This window comes from Methylobacterium sp. AC315, from assembly GCF_979253755.1.
Genome location: NZ_CEEDEA010000009.1, coordinates 198,201 through 208,259, shown reverse-complemented (window position 1 = coordinate 208,259; position 10,059 = coordinate 198,201). Strand labels below are relative to the sequence as shown.

Genomic DNA, 10,059 nt, shown 5'->3' with positions numbered 1-10,059 from the left:
TCGGTGAGCACAACCAAAGCCCACGACCCTTCGTCTGGACCAAGCCCGCCGCCGCCATCTTCGACGCCCTCAATCGAGCCCCTGAACCATCCGTCTGAGTCAGTGCACTAGGCCAGCCAGGAACGAGCGCGGTGGACGATGGGGATACCGCCTGGAATGATTTGAACGTGTCCCTTGCAACTCGCTGCAGCACATGGCGTCAACCGGCCCAATGAATGCATTTTTCACTTCGTGTCAGATGACTATATTCAAAAATAAAGTAACCATAAACTGATTTTTATTACAATCGAATTAATAAACATTCAAGCAAATTAATCACTTATTATTTACAATCATGGGTGATATTCAATATTTTACAATAATCGAGATCTCAAAAACTTGTCTAGAAGTAAAGTTTCATTGACGACAGACTTTCTTGCCGCGGCTGCTTCTTTAGTTGAAATTCGTTGATACTGCCCAAAATCTCGTCGATCTGCAGCTTTAAGTGCCGCAATCACCAGTCTGGGCTATAGACCGCGCTATAAGATGAATGATTGGCACCCCAAGCTGGATCGACCATCTTATTTAGCGCTTTTCTTGCAATTTCTACACGTTGTTGACGTTCTTCATGGGGAAATTCTGGGCATCCAAGAACGCCGATACATGCCGATAGACAGGCTCGATACTGTCCTGTATTAAAAGCTATCACAGAAAACTTATCCATCAATCCATAATTATACATCCAATGCTGCACAAAAAGTCCTTCCGTTGGCGGCGATAGTCCAAGCCCCGATTCTGCATAATGGTACGCTTCGACGTAGCGCTGTTTATCCTGGCAATATCGACTGACGTAATACATCGCCTCGACTCGGCGAGGATTGATCGCGATAGCTTTATCGAAGCACGCAATAACTTCATCAAATGGATCGCCAAGATTGTCCATCAACAGGGCGGCACCCAGATAACTGATGTAGATTTCTTCCTCCCAAAAGCCCATTGTCGTACGATGGAGGTAGGCCTGCAGGGCCTTGCGTTTTTCGCCGCAATCGCGATAACTATTTGCGAGATAGTACGTGTAGCGCGATAATAGAAATGGGTCTTTTTCGATTTTGAGAGCTTTTTCAAACAGCTCAGCGTCACGTACATACGTGCTCTCATCGCGACGCCGCGCGCCATCGTGACCCCGCCGCATTGCGAGCGGCAACGTGTCAGTCCAGACCAGTTCTTTACATTCTGCAAACTCGTGCAGGACGCCCCGATAACGCCAAGGAAACGCGTTTTTGAACAGCTGCGTCCGTGGGTACCGCATAGTGGTGTCATGAATTTGTAGGGTGTACCCGGGAGCATCGAGATTTGGCAGTTTGTAGTCGGCTGGAATGGTCATTCCGCCTTGGGCGGTGATCAGTTCATCATCGGCATCGATGACGAGCGTGTAATCGCCGTGTGGTCGAGCGAGTTCAAGCGCCTCGGTGCGGTTGTGACCAAAGTCGACCCATGGACGCTCCAGCAAGGTGCCCGGCACATCGGACATGGCGGTACGAATGATGTCCTGGGTTCCATCGGTTGAACCGGTATCTACAATTACCCAATGATCAATAACGGCACGTACAGAGTCGAGACAGCGCAGGATAACCCGAGCTTCGTTCTTGACAATCATTGACAAGCAAACTTTTTGACCAGAAGAAGTCATCGTGGAGATACTTTCGGGCGAAGTGATACGCCGCTTCCGTTGGTGGTGATTCCAGTTTGTACCGCGACGATGCGACATTCGCAAAGCGGTGGCGCCCCGGTACGCTGGAAGCTCACTGAGATCCGCCGGATATCTTTGCCTGATTAAACGAATAGATATTGTAATGTATAACTTAATATATTATAATATCCATAATTTAACCATTTATTTAGCAAAAATCCTATTGATATCTTCGAAGCATTTAGGATTTAGACGTTTGATCTTATTCGCCTTTGAACGGGAACGCTCCGATCTAATGCACCCGCGACCATGCCATCACCATCTCACCCCACCGCGCGCGAAGCCTCGCGCACTTGGCGGGTGGCGCGATCAACCTGCTCGCTGGCCTGGGCGATCGTGTCCATGCCGGCCGCGATGGTCGAGACCCCATGGGAGACCGTCTGCATGCTGCCGGACATCTCGCGTGTGACCGCGGATTGCTCCTCCACGGCCGCGGCGATGGTCGAGGAGACGTCGCTCAGGGTCCGGATCGTGCCCTGGATGGTGTCGATCGCGCCCACCGCTTCACGGGTGGCTGATTGGGCGGCAGCGATCTGACCGCGGATCTGGTCCGTGGCGCGACCCGTCTGTTCGGCCAGAGCCTTGACCTCGGAGGCGACCACCGCGAAGCCGCGGCCGGCCTCGCCGGCTCGCGCCGCCTCGATGGTCGCGTTGAGTGCGAGGAGGTTCGTCTGCGCTGCGATACCGGCGATGAGCCCGACCACATCGCCGATCTGCGTGGCCTGATCGCTCAAGCCGGCGACGATGCTACCGGTCTGCTGCGTCTGGGTCACGGCCTGGCCGGCCATCGACGCCGCATGGCTCACCTGCTGGCTAATCTCGCTGACCGAGATCGAAAGTTGCTCGGCGCCGGACGCCATGGCCTGGATATCGACGGATACGCGGCCGGCAGTGGCGGCCGCTGTACCGCTTTGCCGCGTGACGTCCTCGACGGCTCGGCCGATCGCGTCGAGGTCGGCACCGATCGCCTGCTGGGCCTCGGCGCGGCGCTGACGCTCTCGGACGTGCGCGGTGATGTCGGTGGCGAACTTGACGACCTTGACCGGTCGTCCACTCGCATCGTTGATCGGGTTGTAGGTCGCCTGGATCCAGACGTCGCGGCCGCCCTTGCCGATCCGGCGGTACTCGGCAGATTGGAACTCGCCGTCCGCCAGCGCTGCCCAGAAAGCGCGATAAGCCTCGCTCGACCGTTCCACGTCGGTGACGAACAGCCCGTGGTGGCGTCCGACGATCTCGTCGAGCCGGTACCCAACGGCGTCCAGGAAATTCTGGTTTGCGCTCAGGATCGTCCCATCGAGCGAGAAGGCGATCACCGCCTGCGACCGGTGAAGGGCGGCGATCTGGCCGTCGAGGTCGAGGGCGCGCAATTTCTGCGACGTGATGTCGGTGGCGAACTTGACGATCTTGGTCGGCCTGCCGGCACGATCGAGCACCGGGTTGTAGCTCGCCTGGATCCAGACCTCGCGGCCGCCCTTGGCGATACGCTTGTATTCCGCGGTCTGGTAGGTGCCGAGCCGCAGCTTATCCCAGAACAGGCGATAGGCCTCGCCCTCGCGCTCCGCGGGGTCGACGAACAGACCATGGTGGCGACCGCGGATCTCCGCGAGGGAGTAATCCATCACCGCCAGGAAATTCGCGTTGGCATCCAGAATGGTGCCGTCCAAGGCGAATTCGATCGTCGCGAGCGACCGGCTCAGGGCCGCCAGTTTGGCGTCCCGGTCGCGCGCGCCCACCAAGCGATTGAACATGATGTCCTCCGGAAGCTCTGACGGGATGCGCGGCGCGTTCGCGCCGGGCGTCGCGGTTTTTCTTCAGGCGGCTGTATCAAGAGCGTATTGACTGCAGGTTAAACGGTCGAACGCGAGATAAACGGCGCCTGCTCGGCCTGCATGCGGCGTCCAACTCAGAGTTTTTAGGGGCGCACGCAGGGGTTGCATGCGTAAATGTCGCCGCTTGATCTATGATACGTCTCTCTGCCGAACTCCGTCGATAGTTATACACTCGGTCGTAGTCGATCGGTACACCTGCCGCGCATCGGGCACGATCGCTTCGGCCACCCCGCGGTCATTCGGACCGCGATGCCCCTTGGTTGCCGAGACATCCCCCAACCACGCGAAATATCGCGGATTCATCCGATCGGGCCGCGCATCTTCGGGCGCGCCCGGTCGGTCGGACCTGTCTGGCTCACGCGGTTCTGCAACGTCTCCGTGCATTGCACGCGTACCCGTCGCTCACTGCAGGGCCGTTACGATCGCGAGGATTTGAGAAGCGCGCATCGCTGGATCGGCCCAGCCGTTCCGAAACGAAGCAAAGGACGCCCGCTCAGCCAGTTCGGCCGATCGTGGCTTCGATCCGGCCGGAGGGCTCGTCCGTGGGAAGGAACACCGTTCCGGGATTGTCCAATCCGAACGGACTGAGATCGATCGGCACGTAGTGCTTGTTCGGCATCACGAAGGCGATCTCGGCCACCTCCGGAACCGCTTCGAGCGCAGCCTCGCCCATCCGATACATGCTGTCCTGCACGCCGCGGCTGTAACTCGTCCCGAACACCGTCAGCAGCGTCGAGAGGATCCGCGCGTTCGCGACCTCGTGATCCGCCGGAGCCGACGACCAGGTCCAGGTCGCATCCATGCTTGTGGCGGCGATACGGTCGGTGGCGTCCGGCAAGGTGCGGTAGCCGTCTGCGACGAAGCCGGTCCAACCGGATTGCGTGGTCTTCATGAAGGTGTAGCCGCGCAAGCCCGACGACAGGATCGACCCGGACCGGTCGGCGTGGAGCCCGACGAAGCCGAAGCCGTTGCCGTCGCGGGTAAAGGTATGGCCGTGCGGTATTCCTGCGATGACATGGCGGAGCCAGCGAGTCTCCTCGGCCTCGATCGCCACAGCCTCGACCTGAGGGTAGGTCGCGAGCAGGACCTGCGCCACGGCAGCCACGAAGGCTTCCGCATTCAGGGACGGGTTCTTGACCGCCGTCACGTTGACGATGTTCTTCACGCTGTCCGTGGCGATGCAGGCCCGGTTGTCGCCCCGTGTCCAGGCGTCCTCGAATCGCCCGGTCAGGATCACGGACAGCGTCAGCTCCCGCGGCACATGGTGGTCGCCGGACCGGGTCAGCCGCAGGACACGGACCCGATCCTTGCCATACCGCGATGCTGTCAGAGCCATGATGATCTCCGAGAGGATGTTCGAAGCGTGAGCTTAGGACCGGAGGCGCCGTATCTCTACCGAGTCCCTTGACCGACTCGGCACATCGGCCGGCATATGGTGCGGTCGAGCGGCATCGGCGCGACCCACGGACATGGAGGGCGTGTGGACCTCAACACGATCGAGACCGTCCTCCGCCCGAACGCGCGCGCCGAGCTGCCGAATTGGCAGGATGGCGACGCCTGTCTGGCCGGTGGAACCTGGCTGTTCTCGGAGCCGCAGCCGACGACGCGGCGTCTCATCGACCTGACATCGCTCGGCTGGACGCCGCATACCGTTGGTTCCGACGGCGTGACGCTGGCGGCGACCTGCACCATCGCCCAGCTCGACCGGCTGGAACTTCCGGCGAACTGGATTGCGGCTCCCCTGGTCGGGCAATGCTGCCGGGCCCTGCTGGGGTCGTTCAAGATCTGGAACGTCGCGACGGTCGGCGGCAACCTGTGCATGGCGCTGCCCGCCGGGCCCATGACCGCGCTGGCCGCCGCTCTCGAGGCGACCTGCGTGGTCTGGGCGCCGGACGGTGGCGAGCGTCGTCTGCCGGTCACGGAGTTCGTCCTCGGGCCGCAGCGGAATGCCCTGCAGCCGGGGGAGATCCTGCGCAACGTGATCATTCCGGCCGCGGCTCTGATGCGCCGGACCGCGTTCCGGCGCATCAGCCTGAGCCCGAACGGCCGTTCCGGGGCGCTGCTGATCGGAACCAGGGGATCCGACGGCACCTTCGCGCTCACCGTCACCGCCTCGATCCGCCGACCCCTGCGCCTCACCTTCGCCGGCCTGCCGGATAGCCGGCAGCTTGCACGGGCGCTTGATGCCGCGATCCCGGACGACCTCTGGTACGACGACGTCCACGGCCGACCGGATTGGCGCGCGCACATGACCCGCCACCTCGCGGAGGAAATCCGCGACGCGCTGGCCGACGAGGCTGCGGCATGAGATTCACCGTCAACGGCCACGCGCATGCCGGCGAGCCGCGACCCGGCCAGTGCCTGCGCACCTACCTGCGCGAGTCCGGCTGGTACGGCGTCAGGAAGGGGTGTGACGCCGGCGATTGCGGCGCCTGCACGGTCCATCTCGATGGCGAGCCGGTGCATAGCTGCCTGGTCCCGGCCTTCCGCGCGGAGGGCCGCAGCGTCACCACCATCGAGGGTCTAGCCGGTCCCTGCCGTCCCGGCGATTCGACGCCCGACGCGATCCATCCGGTGCAGGCCGCGTTCCTCGCGGCCCAAGGCTTCCAGTGCGGTTTCTGCACGTCGGGCATGATCATGACCGCCGCGACCCTGAACCAGGGGCAGAAGCAGGACCTCGGCACGGCCCTGAAAGGGAACCTGTGCCGCTGCACCGGATACCGTGCCATCCGGGATGCCATCGGCGAGATCGCCCATCGCGATGTCGCCGGGGAGGGGGACCCGATCGGCCGGAACCTGCCGGCCCCGGCTGCGCCCCTGGTGGTGACCGGGCGGGCGCGCTTCACCCTCGACGCGCCGCCGAAGGGCGCGCTGCACGTGAAGGTACTCCGCTCGCCGCATGTCCATGCCCGCATCGTCGCGATCGACACCGCGGAAGCAAGCGCCGTCCCGGGGGTCGTCGTGGTGCTGACCCACGCGGATGCGCCGCAGCAGGCGTTCTCCACTGGCCGCCACGAAGACCCGCGCGACGACGCCGCCGACACGCGGGTCCTCGATTCGGTGATGCGGTTCGTCGGCCAGCGGGTCGCGGCGGTCGTGGCCGAAACCGAGGCCGCCGCGGAGGCCGGCTGCCGGGCTCTGCACGTTACCTACGAACTGCGACCGGCCCTCCTCGATCCCGCTTTGGCCCTCGCCGGGGATGCCCCGATCATCCACGATCCGGGGGACCGGCCCGGCGCCGACGCGCCTCCGTTGGCGCGCCATCCGAACCTGGCTGCGGAGGTGCATGGCCAGATCGGTGACGTGGATGCGGGCTTCGCCGAGGCCGATGTCGTCTATGCGGAGACGTTCCGATCACAACGGGTCCAGCACGTCGCCCTGGAGACGCACGGCACCGTCGGGTGGCGCGGCCCCGATGGGCGCCTGACGCTGCGCACCAGCAGCCAGGTGCCATTCCTGACCCGCGACGCCCTATGCGACCTGTTCGGACTTGGACGGAACACGGTGCGGGTGCTGTGCGGCCGGGTCGGCGGCGGTTTCGGTGGCAAACAGGAGATGCTGACCGAGGATCTGGTCACGCTCGCGATCCTGCGCACCGGCCGGCCGGTGGTTTGGGAGCTGACCCGCGAGGAGCAGTTCATCGCGACCACCACCCGCCACCCGATGCAGGTCGCCGTGAAGGTCGGCGCCCGCCGGGACGGGCGGCTCACGGCGATCAGCCTCGACGTGCTCTCCGATACCGGCGCCTACGGCAACCATGCCGGCGGCGTGATCCACCACGGCTGCAACGAGGTGCTGGCCGCCTATACCTGCCCGAACAAGCGGGTCGACGGCCGTGCCGTCTTCACCAACACGGTGCCGTCGGGCGCCTTCCGGGGCTACGGGCTGAGCCAGACGATCTTCGCCGTCGAATCGGCCCTCGACGAAGTCGCCCGCTCGCTCGGGATCGACCCGTTCGCGTTGCGCCGGATCAACGCCGTCCGTCCGGGCGACCCGATGGTGTCGAATAGCCTGGAGCCGCACGACGTGGTCTTCGGCAGCTACGGACTCGACCAATGCCTCGATCGTGCTGAGGAGGCCCTGCGCGCCGATCCGGGGCCGGAACCCGAGCCCGGCTGGCGGGCCGGCACAGGCATGGCGATGGCCATGATCGACACGATCCCGCCCCGCGGCCATCATGCCGACGCGCGGGTGAGCCTGGATCCGGACGGCAGGTTCACCGTGCGGGTCGGCACGGCCGAATTCGGCAACGGGACCGCCACGGTCCATCGCCAGATCGCGGCCTCGGCCCTCTGCACTGCCCCCGACCGCGTCCGGATCGCGGGCGCCGATACCGACGCCGTCGACCACGACACCGGCGCCTACGGAAGCACCGGCACCGTGGTCGCCGGCTTCGCGGTGCTCCGCGCGGCTGAGGCGCTGGCGGTGATGATCCGGGCGCGCGCGGCCGAGATGTCCGGAACGGAGGTCGACGCATGCCGGCTGGACAGAGACGCCGTGGCGGTACCGGGCGGCTCCATCCCGCTCATGAGGATCGGGCCCCTCGAGGCTCGCGGCCGGGCCGATGGCAGCCCCCGTTCGGTGGCGTTCAACGTGCAAGCTTTCCGGGTGGCGGTCCACCCGATGAGCGGTGAAGTCCGCATTCTTCGGAGCGTCCACGCCGCCGACGCGGGCCGGGTGATCAATCCGATGCAATGTCGCGGGCAGGTCGAGGGCGGGATCGCGCAGGCGATCGGCGCTGCCCTGTACGAGGATTTCTCCATCGACGCCTGGGGCCGGGTCGCCACCCGGACGCTGCGCGACTACCACATCCCGGCCTGCGCCGACGTTCCGGATACGCAAGTGCTGTTCGCCGAGACCCACGACAGCGTCGGGCCGCTCGGCGCGAAGTCGATGAGCGAGTCGCCCTTCAATCCGGTTGCGGCGGCTCTCAGCAACGCGATCCGCGACGCCACCGGGGCCCGGCTCACCGCGACACCCTTCGCGCCCGACAGGATCTTCCGCGCCACGATGACCGGCTGCGGCGGGGAGGGGTGATGGACGGCGTGCGCAAGGTGGCGATCCCGGCGCCCGGGCGGCCCGGCTTCCTGGAGCGCCGGTTCCGGCTCGCAGAGCACGGGACCACCGTGCGCACGGAGCTACTCGCCGGCCTGACCACCTTCCTGACGATGGCCTACATCGTGTTCATCAATCCCAGCATCCTGGCCGATGCCGGCATGCCCAAGGGCGCGGTGTTCGTGGCGACCTGCCTGGTCGCGGCGCTCGGCTCGCTGGTGATGGGCCTGTACGCCAACTACCCGATCGCCCTGGCGCCCGGGATGGGGCTCAACGCCTACTTCGCCTACGTGGTCGTGCTCGGCATGGGCTTCACCTGGCAGGCGGCGCTGGGCGCGGTGTTCATTTCCGGCCTCTGCTTCCTGGCCGTCACCCTGACGGGCCTCCGGGCGATCATCGTCGACGGCATCCCGCGCTCGATGCGGATCGCCCTCACGGTCGGGATCGGGTTGTTCCTGGCCGTCATCGCGCTCAAGAACGCCGGCATCGTGGCCGCCAGCCCGGCGACGTTCGTGACCCTCGGCGACCTGCACAAGCCGAGCACGATGCTGGCGGTGATCGGCTTTCTGATCGTCGCCGCGTTGTCGGCCCGGAAGGTGAGGGCGGCCCTTCTCACAAGCATCCTGACGGTCACGGGGCTGAGTTTCCTGGTCGCCGGCAACACGTTCCAGGGTGTCGTCTCGATGCCGCCCGCGATCGCCCCGACCCTGTTCGCGCTCGACCTCTCCGGCGCCGTGTCGGGCGGCCTGCTGCATGTCGTCCTGGTGCTGTTCCTGGTCGAGCTGTTCGATGCCACGGGCACCCTGATGGGAGTGGCGAGCCGTGCCGGATTGCTCACCAACGGCCGGATGCAACGCCTCGACCGCGCACTCCTGGCCGATTCCACCGCGATCTTCGTGGGCTCGCTCCTCGGCACGTCGAGCACCACCGCCTACCTGGAAAGCGCCTCCGGGGTGGCCGAGGGCGGACGCACCGGCCTGACCGCCGCCACCGTGGCCGTGCTGTTCCTGGCCTGCCTGTTCTTCGCCCCGCTGGCCGGCGCGGTCCCGCCCTACGCCACTGCGCCGGCCCTGTTCTACGTCGCCTGCCTGATGCTCCGTGAGTTGGTCGACCTCGCCTGGGACGATTCCACCGAGGTGATTCCCGCCTGCGTGACCGCGCTGCTCATGCCGTTCACCTACTCGATCGCCACGGGCGTCGCCTTCGGCTTCATCACCTACGCCGCGCTGAAGTTGCTCACCGGCCGCGCGCGCGAGGTGAAGCCGGTGGTGTGGGTGATCGCAGCGCTGTTCCTGCTCAAGTTCTTTGAGACCGGCAGCGCGCATTGAAAACGTGCCGAGGAAAAAGACCGATCATAAGCGCGTGGCCGCCGACTAAACCGTCGCGAGATCGACGGTTTCGCTCACGCCTTCGAGATGGTGTCGTGAAAAGGCCCGGCTTCATCGA

General features: G+C 64.5%; 6 protein-coding genes. 3 read left to right on the top strand and 3 right to left on the bottom strand.

Annotation, left to right across the window (positions count from 1 at the left end):
• Positions 1-493: 493 nt before the first annotated feature.
• From AC0IY0_RS17285 to pucL, 3 genes are all read right to left on the bottom strand, one after another.
• A complete protein-coding gene (locus AC0IY0_RS17285) occupies positions 494-1,669 on the bottom strand; it encodes a glycosyltransferase (protein WP_461230940.1) in 1,176 nt (391 codons plus the stop codon).
• A gap of 323 nt (positions 1,670-1,992) precedes the next feature.
• Positions 1,993-3,477 (bottom strand): methyl-accepting chemotaxis protein, encoded by a 1,485-nt coding sequence (locus tag AC0IY0_RS17280; protein ID WP_461230941.1) that lies wholly within the window; start codon positions 3,475-3,477, stop codon positions 1,993-1,995.
• 574 nt (positions 3,478-4,051) lie between these two features.
• Complete coding sequence (pucL, locus tag AC0IY0_RS17275; protein WP_147908527.1) at positions 4,052-4,894, bottom strand: factor-independent urate hydroxylase; 843 nt, start codon at positions 4,892-4,894, stop codon at positions 4,052-4,054.
• A gap of 144 nt (positions 4,895-5,038) precedes the next feature.
• Between pucL and AC0IY0_RS17270 the strand changes: the two genes are divergently transcribed.
• The 3 genes from AC0IY0_RS17270 to AC0IY0_RS17260 are packed head-to-tail and all read left to right on the top strand — an operon-like array spanning position 5,039 to position 9,941.
• Positions 5,039-5,866, top strand: coding sequence for an FAD binding domain-containing protein (locus tag AC0IY0_RS17270; RefSeq protein WP_471764773.1), 828 nt, complete (start codon positions 5,039-5,041; stop codon positions 5,864-5,866).
• Positions 5,863-8,595 carry a molybdopterin-dependent oxidoreductase gene (locus AC0IY0_RS17265; RefSeq protein ID WP_471764772.1) on the top strand — a complete coding sequence of 911 codons (2,733 nt, stop codon included), beginning with the start codon at positions 5,863-5,865 and terminating at the stop codon, positions 8,593-8,595. Before AC0IY0_RS17270 ends, AC0IY0_RS17265 begins: the two co-directional genes overlap by 4 nt.
• On the top strand, positions 8,595-9,941 hold the full coding sequence (locus tag AC0IY0_RS17260; protein ID WP_471764771.1) for an NCS2 family permease: 1,347 nt from the start codon (positions 8,595-8,597) through the stop codon (positions 9,939-9,941). The genes AC0IY0_RS17265 and AC0IY0_RS17260 overlap by 1 nt, the downstream gene beginning before the upstream one ends.
• Positions 9,942-10,059 lie beyond the last annotated feature (118 nt).